At 46.8% G+C, this 17,372-nt stretch carries 18 protein-coding genes and 5 tRNA genes; 14 read left to right on the top strand and 9 right to left on the bottom strand.

Going from position 1 to position 17,372, the window contains the following annotated elements:
• Positions 1 to 5: 5 nt before the first annotated feature.
• Positions 6 to 935, bottom strand: a complete 930-nt coding sequence (gene prmB / locus NNX04_RS03320) for a 50S ribosomal protein L3 N(5)-glutamine methyltransferase (protein ID WP_261947503.1) — start codon at positions 933 to 935, stop codon at positions 6 to 8.
• A gap of 143 nt (positions 936 to 1,078) precedes the next feature.
• Here prmB and folE point away from each other — a divergent pair, with 143 nt between their 5' ends.
• Complete coding sequence (gene folE, locus NNX04_RS03315; protein ID WP_007641392.1) at positions 1,079 to 1,621, top strand: GTP cyclohydrolase I FolE; 543 nt, start codon at positions 1,079 to 1,081, stop codon at positions 1,619 to 1,621.
• Between the two features lie 58 nt (positions 1,622 to 1,679).
• On the opposite strand, the gene NNX04_RS03310 is transcribed toward folE, so the two are convergent.
• The 6 genes from NNX04_RS03310 to NNX04_RS03285 form a co-directional block, all read right to left on the bottom strand.
• Positions 1,680 to 2,582 carry a DUF4892 domain-containing protein gene (locus NNX04_RS03310; RefSeq protein WP_261947502.1) on the bottom strand — a complete coding sequence of 301 codons (903 nt, stop codon included), beginning with the start codon at positions 2,580 to 2,582 and terminating at the stop codon, positions 1,680 to 1,682.
• A 38-nt stretch (positions 2,583 to 2,620) separates the two neighbouring features.
• Positions 2,621 to 3,505, bottom strand: coding sequence for an alpha/beta hydrolase (locus NNX04_RS03305; RefSeq protein WP_261947501.1), 885 nt, complete (start codon positions 3,503 to 3,505; stop codon positions 2,621 to 2,623).
• 53 nt (positions 3,506 to 3,558) lie between these two features.
• Positions 3,559 to 4,029, bottom strand: a complete 471-nt coding sequence (gene sixA / locus NNX04_RS03300; protein WP_261947500.1) for a phosphohistidine phosphatase SixA — start codon at positions 4,027 to 4,029, stop codon at positions 3,559 to 3,561.
• Positions 4,026 to 4,403, bottom strand: coding sequence for a DUF4389 domain-containing protein (locus tag NNX04_RS03295; RefSeq protein WP_261947499.1), 378 nt, complete (start codon positions 4,401 to 4,403; stop codon positions 4,026 to 4,028). The genes sixA and NNX04_RS03295 overlap by 4 nt, the downstream gene beginning before the upstream one ends.
• Positions 4,403 to 5,422, bottom strand: coding sequence for an NAD(P)H-dependent glycerol-3-phosphate dehydrogenase (locus NNX04_RS03290; protein ID WP_040392018.1), 1,020 nt, complete (start codon positions 5,420 to 5,422; stop codon positions 4,403 to 4,405). Before NNX04_RS03290 ends, NNX04_RS03295 begins: the two co-directional genes overlap by 1 nt.
• Before the next feature lie 502 nt (positions 5,423 to 5,924).
• Positions 5,925 to 6,428, bottom strand: a complete 504-nt coding sequence (locus tag NNX04_RS03285; RefSeq protein ID WP_040391744.1) for a flavin reductase family protein — start codon at positions 6,426 to 6,428, stop codon at positions 5,925 to 5,927.
• 333 nt (positions 6,429 to 6,761) lie between these two features.
• On the opposite strand from NNX04_RS03285, the gene NNX04_RS03280 reads away from it, so the two are divergent.
• The 10 genes from NNX04_RS03280 to NNX04_RS03235 all read left to right on the top strand — a co-directional run bounded on the left by NNX04_RS03280 (position 6,762) and on the right by NNX04_RS03235 (position 11,668).
• A tRNA-Pro gene (locus NNX04_RS03280) sits at positions 6,762 to 6,838 on the top strand.
• Between the two features lie 37 nt (positions 6,839 to 6,875).
• Positions 6,876 to 6,952 (top strand) — tRNA-Arg (locus tag NNX04_RS03275).
• Positions 6,953 to 7,028: 76 nt separating this feature from the next.
• Positions 7,029 to 7,104, top strand: a tRNA-His gene (locus tag NNX04_RS03270).
• Positions 7,105 to 7,305: 201 nt separating this feature from the next.
• Complete coding sequence (gene folD / locus NNX04_RS03265) at positions 7,306 to 8,151, top strand: bifunctional methylenetetrahydrofolate dehydrogenase/methenyltetrahydrofolate cyclohydrolase FolD (protein WP_040391745.1); 846 nt, start codon at positions 7,306 to 7,308, stop codon at positions 8,149 to 8,151.
• An 80-nt stretch (positions 8,152 to 8,231) separates the two neighbouring features.
• Positions 8,232 to 8,993: a tRNA pseudouridine(65) synthase TruC gene (gene truC, locus NNX04_RS03260; RefSeq protein WP_261947498.1), complete on the top strand. Its 762-nt coding sequence runs from the start codon at positions 8,232 to 8,234 to the stop codon at positions 8,991 to 8,993.
• The gene (gene rsuA / locus NNX04_RS03255; RefSeq protein ID WP_261947497.1) at positions 8,993 to 9,688 is read left to right on the top strand and encodes a 16S rRNA pseudouridine(516) synthase RsuA; all 696 of its coding nucleotides are present in this window, start codon (positions 8,993 to 8,995) and stop codon (positions 9,686 to 9,688) included. Before truC ends, rsuA begins: the two co-directional genes overlap by 1 nt.
• The gene (locus tag NNX04_RS03250; RefSeq protein ID WP_261947496.1) at positions 9,685 to 10,773 is read left to right on the top strand and encodes a class I SAM-dependent methyltransferase; all 1,089 of its coding nucleotides are present in this window, start codon (positions 9,685 to 9,687) and stop codon (positions 10,771 to 10,773) included. Before rsuA ends, NNX04_RS03250 begins: the two co-directional genes overlap by 4 nt.
• Before the next feature lie 152 nt (positions 10,774 to 10,925).
• Positions 10,926 to 11,001, top strand: a tRNA-Asn gene (locus NNX04_RS03245).
• A 90-nt stretch (positions 11,002 to 11,091) separates the two neighbouring features.
• The gene (gene ppnP / locus NNX04_RS03240; RefSeq protein WP_040391747.1) at positions 11,092 to 11,373 is read left to right on the top strand and encodes a pyrimidine/purine nucleoside phosphorylase; all 282 of its coding nucleotides are present in this window, start codon (positions 11,092 to 11,094) and stop codon (positions 11,371 to 11,373) included.
• A gap of 219 nt (positions 11,374 to 11,592) precedes the next feature.
• Positions 11,593 to 11,668, top strand: a tRNA-Asn gene (locus NNX04_RS03235).
• Positions 11,669 to 11,746: 78 nt separating this feature from the next.
• On the opposite strand, the gene NNX04_RS03230 is transcribed toward NNX04_RS03235, so the two are convergent.
• Positions 11,747 to 13,261, bottom strand: a complete 1,515-nt coding sequence (locus NNX04_RS03230; protein ID WP_261947495.1) for an alpha/beta hydrolase — start codon at positions 13,259 to 13,261, stop codon at positions 11,747 to 11,749.
• Complete coding sequence (locus NNX04_RS03225; RefSeq protein WP_261947494.1) at positions 13,258 to 13,953, bottom strand: TIGR01621 family pseudouridine synthase; 696 nt, start codon at positions 13,951 to 13,953, stop codon at positions 13,258 to 13,260. The genes NNX04_RS03230 and NNX04_RS03225 overlap by 4 nt, the downstream gene beginning before the upstream one ends.
• A 464-nt stretch (positions 13,954 to 14,417) precedes the next feature.
• Here NNX04_RS03225 and NNX04_RS03220 point away from each other — a divergent pair, with 464 nt between their 5' ends.
• The 3 genes from NNX04_RS03220 (at position 14,418) to NNX04_RS03210 (ending at position 17,283) form a co-directional block, all read left to right on the top strand.
• The gene (locus NNX04_RS03220; protein WP_261947493.1) at positions 14,418 to 15,041 is read left to right on the top strand and encodes an acyltransferase; all 624 of its coding nucleotides are present in this window, start codon (positions 14,418 to 14,420) and stop codon (positions 15,039 to 15,041) included.
• 85 nt (positions 15,042 to 15,126) lie between these two features.
• Complete coding sequence (locus NNX04_RS03215; protein ID WP_261947492.1) at positions 15,127 to 16,668, top strand: FMN-binding glutamate synthase family protein; 1,542 nt, start codon at positions 15,127 to 15,129, stop codon at positions 16,666 to 16,668.
• Positions 16,669 to 16,695: 27 nt separating this feature from the next.
• Positions 16,696 to 17,283 (top strand): DUF3806 domain-containing protein, encoded by a 588-nt coding sequence (locus tag NNX04_RS03210; protein WP_157152512.1) that lies wholly within the window; start codon positions 16,696 to 16,698, stop codon positions 17,281 to 17,283.
• The last annotated feature ends 89 nt before the right edge of the window (positions 17,284 to 17,372 follow it).

Raw genomic sequence — 17,372 nt, 5'->3', positions numbered from 1 at the left:
CTGCGCTATAGAATTCCATCGGCACGCGCTTTGCGCAGGTCTTCTGCATTTAATACGAATACTCCATGACCACCGCGCTCAAATTCAACCCAGGTAAAAGGCAACGCAGGGTAAGCCGCTTCCAGCGCCGGCCAGGAGTTCCCTACCTCCACCAGCAACACGCCCTGCTCGCTCAGGTAATCTACGGCCTCAGTCAATAAGCGACGGGTAAAATCCAAGCCGTCATCACCAGAGGCTAACCCCAGCTCCGGCTCTGCGTGATACTCCTCAGGCAGGCTGGCCATATCTTCGGCGTCAACATAGGGCGGATTGGAAACGATCAGATCAAACACTTGCCCTTGCAGGTTCTCAAATAGATCCGACTGCATGGCAAATACCCGCTCAGCCAAGCCATGCTGCTCGATATTTTCTTCTGCTACCGCCAACGCATCAAAAGAGATATCACTTAATTGCACACAAGCCTCAGGAAAGGCATAAGCGCAAGCAATACCGATACAGCCACTACCGGTGCACAAATCCAGAATCTGCGCAGGTTCATTGACCAACCACGGCTCAAACCGTTTTTGGATCAGCTCGCCAATTGGGGAGCGCGGCACTAATACCCGCTCATCCACCACAAATGGCAACCCGGCAAACCAGGCTTGGCGAGTGATATAGGCGGCAGGAACTCGCTCTTGAATGCGTCGCGCCAGGTTGGCGACAACTTTTTTACGTTCGGGCAAAGTTAAGCGAGCATCCAGCCATTCGTCACCCAAAGGCGGCGACAGGTTAATGGCATGCAGCACTAATTGTTCCGCTTCATCCCAAGGGTTGTCGGTACCGTGACCATAAAACAGTTTGGCCGCAATAAACTCACTCGCACCCCAACGCAAGAAATCGCGAATGGTCAATAATTCATCGCGTGCGGCATCAAAATCAGAAGGAGATAAAGCCATGAATAACCTCGAATACTTTTTTGTAGCAATATTCTACCGAATTAATTGAATCAATCAGGATTTATGTTTTCTAGTAGCACGGCTAACGCGGTAAACTGCGGTTTTGTGAATGGCAGTGCGCAGCTGCCGCAGGAGGAGCACCAATGAAAGAACACTTTGCGAGTATTATTGCCAGCATTGGCGAAGATTTAACCCGCCCCGGTTTATTAGACACCCCCGACCGTGCCGCAAAAGCGTTTCAGTTTCTAACCCGAGGCTACAATCAAACCCTTGAAGAAGTTGTGAATGATGCACTTTTTCCATCGGACTCGGAGGAGATGATTATGGTGAAAGATATTGAACTCTATTCACTTTGCGAGCATCACCTGCTGCCGTTTATCGGCAAAGCGCATGTGGCTTATATACCCACTGGAAAAGTACTGGGGCTATCTAAAGTTGCACGTATCGTCGATATGTTTGCGCGTCGCCTGCAAATTCAGGAGCAACTGACAGTGCAAATTGCGGAGTGCATTCAGCAGATTACCGGCGCATCAGGCGTGGGGGTTATTATTGAAGCAAAACACATGTGTATGATGATGCGCGGTGTTGAAAAGCAAAACTCTTCAATGAAAACCTCTGCCATGCTTGGCTCATTCCGCTCCAACCAAGCAACGCGCAGCGAATTTTTATCATTACTTCGCGACTAGATTGCCACTGTCGGTCACATCGATCGGCCAATAAAAAACCACACACAGTTGTGGTTTTTTATTGGCGGTAAATTTTAACCAATTCAACTCGCGCCGTTCTATCGCCCTTACCTGCTGGCGCTAACCCACCGACCCCATAAGACACCAGACGATCAGCGCCAATACCAGCTTCTTGCACCGCTGTTTTTAATTGCTCAGCGTAAGCATGGGAGTTTTTCTGCTGAACAGCCAGCGGTACCGGCGAATAATCGTGCCCGACAATGGCGAGAGTCCATTCAGGGCGGCTTTTTAACACATCAACCAATGCCTGCAGATGCGCGGGTTTGATATTAATAGTCATAACGCCCTGAGCGTCACCCGTCAGTAAATCCGGAAATACGTAGTAACCGCTGGAATCCAAGGCACGAATAATTGACTCAGGATTAGCTGCAATTCCCTGCTCATTAACCCGATCCACATGCACAATATCTAACTGCAAATAAACGCGTTTATTACCGCGCTGAACTGCATATAGCGCAACATAAAACGGCTTTGCATCGGCATTGATAACTTCATAAGCGCCGTACTGTTGAAATTGATCCAAACCATACAGCTGAAGGATTTTAAAATGATTATTAGCCCACGAATTACTGGTACCGCAATCGCGGCCATTACAATGAAACAACTCGCGCAAATTAAAGTTTTGCAATTGATCCAAATAGAAGTCAAATCCCTTGCTTGCGCTATGCCCCTCAGGCAACTCCACCGTATAGCGAGTCACATTACCACTCAAGCGCTGCTGACGATCCAATCGCCAACTGCCCGCGATTTTTTTATAACTACCTAGCGCAAATAAATAATCATCAGTCTCCCCTGAGCTTTGGAAGAGAATGCGGGCATTGTGATAAGGCTCAAGCGATAACTCTGCCGCATGAACAAAACCGGAGAAAATAAAAACTGCAGTGATCAAAAGCAATTTCATAAGCAATTCCAGGGTAAAAACAACTCTATAAAAGACAGCTATAACGATAATCTTGCAAAAAAAGTGTTCAGCTTTTTTGCAATTAATTCCGACTCTTGCTCCATATGAAGATGATGCCCGCCGCCCAGAACCTCGTAATCCACTTGAGAAAACTTATTAACTTCTTCCAAATAATTTGCATAAAGCTTGGGTAAACCATTGTCCGCAAGCAATAATTTAATTGGTGCTTCAACACGATTCAAAAAAGCCGCTAATTGCTCACGCGACATTTTAAATACCGATGGAACCATCAGGCGTGGATCAGTGCTCCAGGAAAAACCAACGTCGCGCTCAACAACACCTCTCATAGTTAAGGCGGTGGCAGCCTCACTCCCCAAAGGAAACATCCCCCGCTCACGAGCCTTAATCGCCACATCAAGATTGGTGTATACGGATTGAGTTTTTTGTTGCTGGGCACGCAAACCTGTTATGGCACTGGCGAGTTGTGCCGGCGCATCCTGGGGGGATGCCGGCTCTGGCAGAATCCCCTCTATTAGACCAAGCCCAATGCATCGTTCAGGAAATGTGCCTGCCGCCAAAGTGCTAATAATCGCACCGCGGGAATGCCCAAGGAGTGCAAATCGCTGCCAGCCCAAATAATCGGCTACAGCAAAAATATCGTTGACATCATCCCAAGGTGTGTAAGCCGTTTGGCCCAAGCGGTGCGAGCTTTGGCCGTGGCCAGCCAAATCAAGTGCAACTATGTGCAGGTTTTGTAGTTGCGGAGCAAGTTTGAAAAAACTGGCGGAGTTATCCAGCCAACCATGAAGTGCCAGCACTGGAAGCTGACCAGAATCGCCCCACTCCTGTGCGGAGAACTCAAGGTCATTAACAGTGAATCGCAGTTCGCGTGGAGATCTGGAATCGTCTAAAACTTGTTGCATTCTCGAAGCTCCAGCGCTGAGGTGTCGAACATTATTTTTTGGGAGGTACTGGGTTAATGAACTGCGTGATCAAGCCAGAGCAGCTCTCCCAGTCCGGATGCGATAGTTTGAATCTCGACAGCTGCCAATGAGCTAGTCCCCATGGGATAAAACCCCTCCGGTTTGCCGCAAAGTAACCCGAGAAGTTTACCTACCATTGGCTGATGACTTACCAGCAGTATGGCCCCTTGGTTTGATGCATTGTTACGGTAAAGCCAGTCGATTAGTTGATTGGGATCTGCCTCAGGTATCAAAAACTCCGTCGTTTGCAAAGGAATAGCAGGGAAATATTGCTGGGCTATCTGCGCTGTTTGCTGTGCACGAACGAGGGGGCTAGCACAGATTGCTGCGATATTTGCCAGTTCTTTCAGTCGCGCCGCCAGTACTTTCTCGGTTTCAAAAAAACCCTTCTGCGTGAGTTTGCGCGCCTCGTCAGAGGTTATCTGCGCCTCGGCCTGGCCATGGCGCAATATATAAATGATCATTTATCGCCTTTTGTGTCGTCGGTGATGGCATCAGTTACAGCATCGGTATTGACTGGCTCTACTGATTTTTCATCGGCACCAGCATGTTTTTCAGCAGAGCCTTTGGGCCAATCAGCAAACGGGAAGGGTTTTTCATCACTGCTGTAACACAAGAACTTCAACACATCATAAATATAAGTTGAGAGTGAATGGCCAAAGCGACGCAGGTATTGATTGTCCTCACCGGTAATCAGCGAAAAGAAAAATTGGGCAATCACCAATACCCACATAACGATACTTGCCACCTGTAAAACAGCGGCAAAAATAAGCATAAACACCAGTCGAAACCAGTGCTTGCTTGAAGTCAGGTTTGATTTCAATTGTTCGTTATCCATTAGTTTCCCCTTAAAAATTCAACATCGTCGGCTTGCTCACCAACCATTAAACCACGAGCCACTTCAGAAATAGCTCGCCCTTCAAAAAGCACAGCATACAACCCATTTACCAAAGGCATGTAAATACCTAGCTCGCCGGCTTTTTGCTTTACCTGACGCAGAGTATTCACACCCTCGGCTACCTGGCCAAGCGAAGCGACGATTTCATCCAATTGCTTTCCCTGGCCTAAGGCAAAACCTACACGGTAATTTCGGCTTAAATCCGAGGTGCAGGTTAATATCAAATCGCCAACGCCGGCCAAGCCTAAAAAAGTCATGGGATTAGCCCCCATCACCTGCGCAAAACGGCTCATTTCGGCAAGACTACGAGTCAGTAGCATTGCTTGCGTGTTGTGCCCTGCCCCCAGCGCCGCTGCCATACCGCAAATAATAGCGTAGATATTTTTAAGCGCGCCGCCCAATTCCACGCCGTAACGATCATGGTTAGCATAAACACGAAACGTTTCGGACTTTAAAGTGCACTGCACAGCACTAGTCAGAGCATCACTTTCACTGGCGATCACTGTCCCCGTTTGCTGCTGCTGAACTATTTCTTTGGCAAAGTTGGGGCCACTTAACACGCCAATCGCATGCCCAGGCAACTCCTGTTCAAGTATTTGACTCATAAGAGTAAAGCCTTCTGGCTCGATTCCTTTTGCAGTGCTCACCACCATGGTATGGGCATCCAATAATGGTTTGATCATTTGTGTAACGGCCCGGAATGAATGCGTGGGGATAGAAATAAAAATCAAGTCTGCTCCGACAACAGCATCGGCCAAATCAGCGGTGATAACTAAACCTTTGTTAAGCGCATAGCCTGGCAAGTAACGAGTATTTTCGTGTGCTGCCGCCGTGGCTTCCGCCTGCTCTGCAGAGCGCATCCACAAATAGGTAGGGTACTGGTTACAGGCAATAATATTGGCAATCGCTGTGCCAAAACTACCGCCTCCCAATACTGTTATTTTTGAAATTTTACTCATAAAAATATCCACCGAATTAGCCAAAGGGTGCACTGCAAAAACGTCACCTGTTACCAACTAAAAAACTCACAAATCACCCAAACTGTAACTTTTTTGCACAAAAACTTTCATCTAAACTTTGTCCACATTTTCTGTGGATAAGTTAGTGGATAGATTTTGGGAAACCGCCGCAAACCCCTATAAAATCTATAGCAATAACAAATTGATTAATTTTTGATCAATTAAATTAATTTCTTATTAATCAATAAGTTACATAAAAATACAGCATTAAAAGCACGTTTTTTCGCATTTTTGCTCAGCGCTTGTACTGGAATCGTCAAATAGCACAAGAGGTGTGCATAAAGAGTTAGTGATTATTAACCTTAAAGCGCCGATAGACCGGAAAGATTCATATTGCAAGATAATTTTTAACAATATCCATGCTTCATTTTGAATCAAAAAAACACTTCAAAAACATGTGCAAGAAAAATCAGTGGGTCAGCTCAGCGCTACAGGGAAAGCATCACTCAATTGAGCCAAGCGCACCATAGCTTCCATTGGCATAAAGAAGAGGATTCACCTCTTCCCCGTTAACAATTACATTGCTAATCGCACCTATGACTATTTTGTGAGTTCCGTAAGTCATAACCTTATCGGTTTTGCAAATAAACACAGCAAGTGCATCTGCTAACACAGGCAATCCTGACTCATCAGTTACCCAGTGCCCAACGCCAAACCGGTTTTTTGAAGGGTCGCGCCCCGCACAAACATTGGAGACATCCTGATGATTGACGGAAAGTACATTGATGGCAAACATCACATCAGGGCTACTCAGGTGCGCCTGCTGCGAAACAGCCTGATTGATACACACAAGTAATGATGCTGGAGAATCTGACACTGAAGTCACAGAAGATACGGTCATCGCAAACCGCTCATCTCCACCTAAAGAAGTGGACAGCACACAAACACCTGAAGCTAGCCTGCGCATGCCTAACTTCATAGAAGACGCCAAACTGTTGTTTTGCATAAAAACTCCCAAACCTAGTCAAGCGCGTATTCTGACTAGCTACTGCCCTACAAACAAGCGGCGCCAAACACCAAAAAAACACCAAGCTGCCAGGTATCGTTCAAAAAACGGTATGACCACTCTGGTAAAAATGCAGAGTAAAAAGTGTGATAGCCGTGCGCTAAACCAATGCTGTGCCGCAATTTTCACCAAGCCGGAACACTACTTGTTCAAGCTGCTTAGAAATTAACTTGCCGTGCTAAATATTTTATTTTGTTGTGTTTTTTTCGTTGACGACATCAAGACTCACCGTTAATATGCGCACCACTTGAAACGCACAACGTTTTAAGTCGTCGGAGTGTAGCGCAGCCCGGTAGCGCGTCTGTTTTGGGAGCAGAATGTCGGGGGTTCGAATCCCTCCACTCCGACCATCTTTTTTATCGAACCTGCGAAGGTTTGATCCAGTATGTGCCCGTAGCTCAGCTGGATAGAGCACCCGCCTTCTAAGCGGGTGGTCGCAGGTTCGAATCCTGCCGGGCGCGCCACATTGGCATGTATATATCGCTCAAACTTCTCTTAAAGATATTGTCAGGCAAAGCCTGTAAATATTTCCTTGCTACGGTGGCTGTAGCTCAGTTGGTAGAGCCCTGGATTGTGATTCCAGTGGTCGTGGGTTCGAGCCCCATCAGCCACCCCATATTCTCAATAAATCAAAAAAATCTTCTCGTTAGAGAGTGCTATCCAAATTAAATCATGAAGCCCACTGCGGCTACTGCTACTTTTTCAAGCCCCCACCTCCCGATATTAATTTCCTTGGCGTCCTATGCTCACTATGGGAAAATGCGCACAATTTCGTTTTACTACTTCTTTTCTGCTAACACACAGGTAATTAATGCCCATGTCCGCACTCGTATTGGATGGCAAAGCCCTTGCCGAAAAAACTGAACAGGAACTCTCCGCTCGCGTTGCCGCATTAAAGGTGCGGAGCAATGGCCAGACTCCAATTTTGGCAACAATCCTGGTGGGAGACGACCCGGCCTCAGCAACCTATGTAAAGATGAAAGGCAATGCTTGTACACGCATTGGCATGGAATCGATGAAGGTGGAGCTACCGTCAACCACTACCACTGAAGAGCTGCTAAACACTATTCACGAGCTTAACAACAACCCCAACGTGCATGGAATTTTGTTGCAACACCCGGTTCCGCATCAAATTGATGAGCGTATTTGCTTTGATGCAATTAGCGCAGAAAAAGACGTAGATGGCGTGACCTGTTTAGGCTTTGGCCGCATGAGCATGGGCGAAGAAGCTTATGGCTGCGCAACCCCTAAAGGGATTATGCGTTTACTGGAGGCCTATGGCATTCAGTTCGAAGGCAAGCATGCCGTTGTTGTTGGGCGCAGCCCGATTCTTGGCAAACCCATGGCATTGATGATGCTAAATGCGAATGCCACAGTCACTATTTGTCACTCACGCACAAAAAATCTTCCAGATTTAATAAAGCAAGCGGATATTCTGGTTGGCGCTGTAGGCAAGCCGGAATTTATTAAGGCCGAATGGATTAAAGATGGCGCCGTTGTTGTGGATGCTGGCTACCACCCAGGTGGTGTGGGCGACATTGAATTGAAACCGCTGGTCGACCGTGTTGCTGCTTATACCCCTGTTCCCGGCGGCGTAGGCCCTATGACAATCAACACGTTGATTTATCAAACTGTCGACTCTGGTGAAAAGAAAATCAGTTAACACTTGATTGGTCATACATCAAAAAGCAGGCGGACGCCTGCTTTTTTGCTTTTAAGAACTAAAAGGCTCAATAAATAGTAATGAGTGAAATCCTGCCAATTATTTACCGCGATGAATACTTGGTTGCCATCAATAAGCCAAGCGGTCTTCTCGTGCACCGAAGTGAAATTGATCGCCACGAAACGCGCTTTGCCATGCAGTTGCTGCGCGATCAAATCGGTCAAATGGTTTACCCTGTACATCGTTTGGATAAACCCACTTCTGGCGTATTGGTATTTGCACTTTCATCAGAGATTGCACGCCAATTAGGGGATATTTTTGCGTGTCATGCACTAACCAAAACCTATGTTGCATTAGTACGCGGCTTTACACCAGAACATGGAATTATCGACCACCCTCTCGTTGAAGAGCAGGATAAATATACAGATAAAAAAGCGCGCGCTAACAAACCAGCACAGGAAGCAATTACCGAATTCAATACGCTTGCACAGATTGAATTCCCGTTTAGCATTGATAAATATCCTTGTACTCGCTATTCCCTGGTGCAATGCACGCCACAGACCGGACGCAAACATCAAATTCGCCGTCACATGAAGCATATCAGCCACCCTATTATTGGCGATGCAAAACATGGTAAGGGCAACCACAACCGTTTTTTTCAGGAAAAATTTGCTTGCGATGGATTAATGCTCGCAGCGACCGAAATGCAATTAATTCATCCTGTAAAAAATGAAGCATTGATTTTAACGGCACCACTCGCAACAAAATTTATTCATATTATTCACCAATTTAACTGGGGTGATGCCCTGCCCTCAAGTTGGATTACCGCTCAGGATTATTAATGCGCCTAGATAAATTTCTCAGCCAAAATAGCGAACGCTCTCGCTCACTTATTCAGCAGGCTATAAAGGCAGGGCGGGTAACGGTTGATGGTACCATCGCCAAAAAAGGTGAGCAAAAATTACTGGGCAACGAAATCGTTACGCTTGACGGAAAATTAGTTGAAGCGCTTAACGTGCGCTATTTAATGCTGAACAAACCGCTGGGGTATGTGTGCGCAAATAGCGATAGTGAGCACCCCGTAGTAGTTGATCTGATCAACTTGCCACGCTGGCAAGAATTGCAAATCGTGGGGCGACTGGATATTGATACCACAGGTTTGGTTCTGTTGACGGATGATGGCCAGTGGAATCATCGTATCACCTCGCCCCGCCATGAATGCCAAAAAACTTACAAGGTAAAAACAGCCAATCCTATTGACCGCGAAGTCATTGAACTATTTGCACGCGGAGTACAATTACATGGAGAAAAAGCCCCTACCCGGCCCGCACAGCTTGAACTGTTATCCTTGCAAGAGGCACGACTAACGATTCATGAAGGCAAATACCACCAGGTAAAACGCATGTTTGCCGCGACCGGCAATCACGTTGTTGAACTTCATCGCGAAGCGATTGGCTCAATAACACTGGATCCAGCGCTCGCCTCAGGTGAATTTCGCCATTTAAGTACCGACGAAATACAGAGCATTTATTTATGATTGATTTAGCGCTGGCCAAAGTTGTACAGGAATTGGGCGAGCACATGCAAAATACCCAAGGCAAGTTTCTCTGGTGCACAGATGAAAACTCACTCAACAATTTGCCGCCCGCTTTTAATCATCAAGGTTTAATACTGATGACCAACCGGTGGGATGTGGCCCACGAAGCGGCCCAACGTGGATTCAATACACAATTTAGTGACTTCGATTGCAACGCCATCCCCAGCGACAGTCTCGATGGTTTTTTTTATCGCATATCAAAAGAAAAACCACTAGTTCATCATTTATTAAATGAAGCCTGGCGTTGCCTCAAGATTGGTGCCCCGCTGATTATCGCCGGCTATAAAAATGAAGGGACCAAAACCTACATCGAAAAAGTTAGCAAGCTCATGGGCGCCGAAAAAAAGATAGAAAAAGACGGGCCCAGCTACTCCTCGGTTATTTACAAACACGCTGGCTATAACCACGAGCAACGGATTGATGACTGCAATTATGCGCACTTACGCCTTGTTGTGGAGGGTGAAGGCCTTAGGGTTCTAAGTAAGCCTGGGCTTTTTGGTTGGAATAAAATCGATGCAGGTAGTGCGCTACTTATTGAGCAAATTAACAATGATGCATTGGGTGGAATGCACCCTCAATCTTGTTTAGATCTGGGCTGCGGTTATGGATACCTGACGCTGGCAGCCACCCAGCTTGATGCCTGTCAACAAATTAATGACTGGATACTTACCGATAATAATGCCGCTGCACTTATTGCCGCTCAGGCAAACCTGAAAGACAACGGGATTTCTGGTGAAGTGATTGGCGCCGATGCAGGGAAACAGATCAACAAACAAGTGGACTTACTGCTTTGCAACCCCCCTTTCCATCAAGGTTTTAGTGTCGATGGAGACCTGACGGATAAGTTCCTCCGTAGCGCGCAGCGACTATTGGCAATTGATGGCCTGGCGCTTTTTGTGGTTAATCAATTTATTCCATTAGAGCGCAAGGCGGTGGGGCTATTCAGGGATATCTCGCTCGTTATTGATAACGGTAGCTTTAAGGTAATTCGCCTGAGTAAACCGATAGGCGCGGCGCTGGATTGAACAACTTGCCGACATACTGTGGAATTAATGAACAGCCTTGAATTCATTGAGGTTTTTTCAGAAAAAAACTTGCCACAAAGCACCAAAAAACGGTTGACCAACCAAAACCGGCTCTATATCATGCGCTCCACTTCCACAGAGGAAGTCACCGATCCGCCTTAGCTCAGTCGGTAGAGCAAATGACTGTTAATCATTGGGTCGCTGGTTCGAGTCCAGCAGGCGGAGCCAAATTAAACAAAAAAGGCCGCATTTATGCGGCCTTTTTTGTGCGCGCTATATTGTGTATTTCATCCCCATCCATCGTTTGTGGAGCATCCTATGTTTAACGTTAACGAATATTTCGGCGGCGCGGTTAAATCTATCGCCTTTCAAACTGAAACCCTGCCTGCGACTATTGGTGTAATGGCCAAAGGTGACTACGAATTTGGTACCAGCCAGAAAGAATACATGACTGTTGTAAGTGGTAGCCTGACGGTTGTATTGCCTGGTAGCGATAAAGCAGAGACTTTTGCGGCAGGCCAAACCTTTATCGTTGAAGCCAATCAGCGGTTTAAAGTTAGCGCAGACGTGGAAACTTCTTATCTGTGCAAATACGAATAAACATTGTTAGATGAATTGTGTCGCGAGTGATTGCGCCCAATTGAATCAACAAAATAAAGGCGCTTCGGCGCTTTTATTTTTTATTCTGCCGCGTTAATAAACAGATAAACCAAAAACCATACAGCCCTCCCCCACTCAATCATAATCAGATCGCGAACGGGTTGACCAATAGGTAACAGCTCTATATGATGCGCGCCACTTCCTCACAGGAAGCGTAATTCCGCCTTAGCTCAGTCGGTAGAGCAAATGACTGTTAATCATTGGGTCGCTGGTTCGAGTCCAGCAGGCGGAGCCAAATTTAAAAGGTCGCACTTGTGCGGCCTTTTTTATTTTTTTGCCTTCAATTATTTCCACTACCTCCTCATCCAAGAGACTAGCGATCTTCCTCCATACACCTCTCAAAAGTTGCAGCAGGCTGATCGTAAAAATGTACAAGCGACTGCAGTAGGCAGGCCTCACTACTCAATACCGAGTGTGCGGTATTTTGACTGATATGCAGCTGGGTATTTTTCCATTTCGAATGTACCGCTTGCGCCCACTCCACTGGAGTTACCGGATCCAGCTCACCCGCCAGTATCAATGTAGGCACATAAGGCTGGTAGGATTGCAATGGAGCCTCTGCAACCAGGTGATGACACAACTGGTAACGCCATTGATCGCGAGTATAATTTTGCAATAGCGAATATTGATTCACCAGCGCGAGATAATCCATTTCATTCATCACCGGATTATCCGAGCAATCAACAGCCGTAAACGTTAGGCTGTTAAAATCTTCGCTCATACTTTGATTTACAAAAGGCTCTATCAGTGGTTTGAGTGCTTCGCGATTGTGCTCTTCCACACCTTTGATAGCTGCTGCAATTTTTAACCAATCACGAGGCGTGTAAGTTGCCGCAAACGCAGCCGATAAAAAACGATGGTCGTTTAACAAAAAGCTGACTGGCGCTTCACCATCCCAGCGTTTAATAGTTAATTCAATGGGGGATTCGCGCAAACTGTCCAACGCCCCCATAAACAATTCTAGTGGTGACCGGTTAGAGTCACCCAACGCGTTAATACATTCAGGCTGCGCCGCACAACCACTAAAAAATTTATGCATCGCCTCATCAAGCACTTGCGGCCAGGTTTGTACGCCACCAAAACCGGCTGGGTAAATTGAATCAAGCACCATTGCTTTGAGTTTCGTTGGCTGTTGTTGAAGCGATTCCTGATAAGAAATTTCCAGCGCCAAACGCGTTCCGTATGACACACCCAAGATATTCCACTCGGGATACTCAAGTAGCTGCATAAGCGCACGAATATCACTTGCCGATTGCCGGGTACTAAAATGACGGTAATCCAGTGCTGGATTGCGTGCGACGGCTGTGTCGAAACATGTGCGGGTAACATCAAAACCCGACGCCAATTCCTCTGCCAATGAAACATGTTCACGCAGCATTTGCTGATTACTGCGATTGTATTCAGCACATACCAGTGCAGGACTACTGCGCCCGGTGCCGCGGGTATCGATAAGAATAATATCGCGCCCAAGGGCTGCATAGCGCATCCAGTTTAGCCAGCTTTTTATACCATCACTGTGCAAGCGCGCTCCTGCCCCCGGCCCTCCCTGCAAATAAACAATAGAGTCCTTACGTCGTGTGGCAGTCTCATCCTTCAGTATCACAACCGGCAAACGAAATGCGCCGGAGGCGCTTGGCGTATGCAACTCACCGCAACGTATTTCCGCCGTCCAATCCGCATCAAACCAACAAGGTGTCGTGAGGAATTTATAAGCTTGCGGTGAAGTTGATAATTCGCTGGCACCCGCGCGAGTATAAAAATGATGCGCAACAAAAAGTAGCGCCATTAAAGCCATACAGGCAGAAAACCAGTAGCGATGTCTACTCATTTTTCTACAACCTTAGGCCAAGACAGTAACCAAGGATCACGCCACTCCATAATGGCTGCAGAAAAAAAATCATCACGGAAATATTCGCCCTCACGAGGTAATGCGGTATAGCGGTATTGTTTTTCAGCCAATGCAAAGCCCAAGCTATAGGCGTGTAAATAGGTGCGATCTATGGCGCTATTTGATGCAGCATCCGCATAAAGCACATCACCCATAATCGGTGCGCCGATACTTTTTAAGGCAACACGAATCTGATGAGTTTTGCCGGTGTGAGGTTTGATCATAAATAACCGGCGCCCAGGTGCAACGCTCTTACTAAAAAATTGTGTGATAGCGGGGTTTTCTTGTGTCGCCAATAATTTAAATGCGCCGCGCCGTGCGGTAGTCATATCACCCTTAATCAAGCCTTGTTTTTTTGTAGGCTTTTTTGCACTGAGGGCGAGATAATATTTTTCTATGTGGCGTGCACGAAATGCCGCAGTAAGTTGGTTGTTAATTTCAGCGGTTTTTGCCATAAGCAATAAGCCAGAGGTAACCTTATCCAAACGATGTACAGGGTAAAGCTCAGATAGCCCTTGCTGCTGCTTACAATATTCAAATAATCCTATTTCACCGGAGTCACTGTGAAAACTGGTGTTCGGTTTTTTATAGATCACCAAAAAATCGGCATTCTCGTCGATCAACTCATACATTCAGTTATCTCTGTCAGATCAAACCACGACAAACTTTGTCGCAATAAAGTCATAGAATATTTCTGCTATAAAAGTAGAAACGTTGTGACTTAAAAAACTAAGCCAAGGCTAGCGTCATAAGTGCAGCTGACTATAATCAACACAGGTGTCCGATCAGCTGTCGTAATGACGGGTTAACCCTAAGAGTGCCTATCTCGGCACTCCATGTTTCGAATTGTGTCCAGCTTGCTGCATTTGCAGTAGCGCCAGCGACCAAGCGAACAAACCAATCACCTACAGCTGGCGGGCACCTTTTTATATTTAACGTGTTAGCAACACTATTCGCCTCAATCTGGCTATTTTCCTTTATTCTGCGCTACTTTTGTTGTTTGAAGCGACCAGCCTTGTGCTTATAATTCCAATCAACGCTTCTTGCCAATCAAATTGGCACCAGTTCACTCATTCCTCTATTTAACCAAGCCTCTATGATTACGGCTCCATCAGCTACCGAACGTTATCGCACCCAGCATAAACTGCGCTTGAGCTATATGCCGTGGCTTTATGCGCGCCTGAAACCTGCCCAGCGCGAATGGGCGCAGCAATGGCAAGAAGAATGGCAGGCTTATCTCTGCGATATGGAAACAATTATGCTCGGCAAGAATTGTTTTATCGCCCCGGAAGCCAGACTTTTTGCTGAACCCGGACGTCCAATCATTATTGGTGATAACTCCTATATTGCCGCCGATTGTGTGATTCACGGCCCCGTAACGATTGGTCAAGGGGTATCTATCAATCACCACGTCAGTTTGGATGGCGGCAGCAAAGGTATCACCATTGGGGATAACTCGCGTATTGCAGCCTATACCTCTGCTTATGCGTTTAATCATGGCATGGCGCCAGAGAGGTTAATCAACGAGCAACCCGTCAACTCCAAAGGCATCAGTATTGGTTGTGATGTCTGGATTGGCGCCAATGTGGGCATAGTGGATGGCGTGCACATCGGCGATCATGCGGTGATTAGCATGGGCAGCCTGGTAACAAAATCGGTGGCAGACTACAGCAAAGTTGCTGGAAACCCCGCCCAAGTCATTGGGTCTCGCCAAAAATAACAAACTCATTACGTTAATTGACGCGATTAATCGTTTCGCACCCCTTAAACTAGGGGCATTCATTCAGCGCAGGACTCAATGACAAATGGTAGATATGCACTGGGCACTCAAGCTACTCACTTGGCTTGAAGTAACGTTTATCACAGTTATCGGTTTAATCTTGTTGTCACTGGCAATTATGTACATTGCCGATATCACACAAAATACACATACCATTCGCAAAAACTATCCACTTATTGGACGTTTTCGCTATTTTTTCGAGCATTTAGGCGAGTTTTTTCGTCAATATTTTTTTGCCCAAGATCGCGAGGAATTGCCATTTAATCGCGCAGACCGCTCCTGGGTTTATCGCGCCGCAAAAAATATTGACAGCAATGTGGGTTTTGGGTCCACCCTCAACCTGAACCAGCCCGGCACCCTGCTGTTTTTGAACTCTGCATTTCCCGTTCAGGAAGAGGAGGCTCTGATCGCCGCCCCAGTCACTCTCGGCCCCTTCTGCAAAACTCCCTACACCACCAATTCTATTTTTAATGTTTCCGGCATGAGTTACGGCGCCATTTCCCGTCCGGCAATTCTAGCCTTATCGCGCGGTGCGGCCAAAGCGGGCTGCTGGCTCAATACCGGTGAGGGTGGCTTGTCGCCCTATCACCTCGAAGGCAACTGCGATTTGGTTTTTCAAATAGGCACAGCGAAATACGGCGTGCGTGATTTACATGGCAACCTCAACGATGAGCGTTTGGCGGAACTTGCAGCCCTCCCGCAAATCAAGATGTTCGAGATTAAATTGAGCCAAGGTGCCAAGCCCGGTAAAGGCGGCATATTGCCCGCAGAAAAAGTGTCGGCGGAGGTCGCTTATATCCGTGGAATTGCCCAAGGCCAAGCATCCATCAGCCCTAATGGCCACACTGACATTCACTCGGTGATTGATTTGTTGGCAATGGTCAACCATATCCGCAAAGTAACAGGCAAACCCGTCGGCTTTAAAGCGGTGCTCGGCGAAAAAACCTGGTTGGTTGATTTGATCAATGAAATACGCGTGCAAGGCATTGAATCCGCGCCGGATTTCATCACCCTGGATAGCGCCGATGGTGGCAGCGGCGCAGCACCACAACCATTGTTGGACCATGTCGGCTTGCCGATTAAAGAGAGCTTGCCGTGGCTGGCAGCACTTCTGGAGCAAGCAGGCTTGAAAGAGCGTATTAAAATCATTGTGGCCGGTAAGTTGATTACCCCCCATATGGTGGCTTGGGCGCTGGCCTGTGGTGCTGATTTCGTGAATAGCGCGCGTGGCTTTATGTTTGCGCTGGGCTGTATTCAGGCAATGCAATGCCATAAAAATACCTGCCCCACCGGCATTACCACCCACAACACCAAATTGCAAAAAGGCCTGGACACAACTGATAAAGCCGAGCGAGTGGCTTCTTATCAGCGCAACCTGAGTAAAAGTGTTGCGATGATTGCTCATTCCTGCGGGCTCGCTGAGCCGCGACAATTAAAAATGCGTCACCTTCATATCATCACTAACAATGGCTTCTCAGCCCCTTGGGAAAGCGTAAATCCACAGCCCTTAATTTTTACTGCAGCAGAGAACCGCACCAGTAGCGATGAAGCATCGACCAAGCATTAAATATAGTTTTTCTTGCAAGAGGTATTTATGAAAAAAAGTAAACTTATTATCGCACTCGCAATACTTTTCACTGCAAATATTTGTGTTGCCCAGTACACACCATTAAATGTCGTTTCCGAAAACAATAAAAAACCACTTTCCGAAGAAAAAGAAATTAGCATCAAAGAATTGGGCTGGATGGATCACAACAAAATGGAGCAGGAAATAACGTCAGTCAATGAACTGGCTCAAACCAAAATAGGCAGCACCATCCGTCGCGATCTCTCTGATTTACAATTATTACAACGCCTTGTAGATGGTGCCTGGGTGGCACGCGATGATTATGCAACCCAGCAAGCAATGGGAGTTGTGCTCGGCAACGTGATGCTGGCTGATTTTCCAAATACTTTTGCATGGAAAGTGTACGAGGATGAAGTTGGTAGGAGCCGCGCGCTCTGCGTTAAAAATACCAATGAGTGTTTGTTTCCGGTCACTATGTTGTCACGCCGCATGGAAATTGGCTCAGCGCCAAACGTGAAAAAAATCTACGATGATGCAATTTTATTGATGGAAAAGCACCTACCCAAACTCCCCTACGATGGCGGGATAATGTACCGCTTACCTCGCACAAATTAGGTGCTTGCCGAGTGCGTAGCGCATCACTATAATTCGCAGCTCCTCTCGGGGGAGTAATCTGCTCCAGTAAATTTGATAATCATTATCAA

The organism is Cellvibrio sp. QJXJ (genome assembly GCF_024452345.1).
GTDB lineage: Bacteria > Pseudomonadota > Gammaproteobacteria > Pseudomonadales > Cellvibrionaceae > Cellvibrio.
Note: the sequence above shows the minus strand (reverse complement) of the source record. Positions and strands in the feature narration are given on the sequence as shown.